A 218-nucleotide genomic window follows, 5' to 3' on the forward strand; every position below is an offset into this window, starting at 1 on the left:
TTTAAAGACTTTTTTAAAGGTGCTAAAGGCTTTCCTAAGTTCAAGAAAGAGAAAAATCAAGATGTAAAAGCATATTTCCCTAAGAATAATAAGACTGATTGGACTATTGAAAGGCATAGGGTCAAAATACCTACTCTTGGGTGGGTAAGACTAAAAGAATTTGGATATATACCAACAAATTCAATAGTTAAAAGTGGTACAGTAAGTCAAAAATCTAA

1 pseudogene is annotated in these 218 nt (G+C 30.7%); it reads left to right on the forward strand.

Features of this window, described 5'->3' with window-relative positions:
* Nucleotides 1–218 (forward strand): annotated as a pseudogene (locus KGF41_RS20760) (RNA-guided endonuclease TnpB family protein); the annotation flags it as partial.

It is taken from the genome of Clostridioides sp. ZZV14-6150 (genome assembly GCF_020657875.1).
GTDB lineage: Bacteria > Bacillota > Clostridia > Peptostreptococcales > Peptostreptococcaceae > Clostridioides.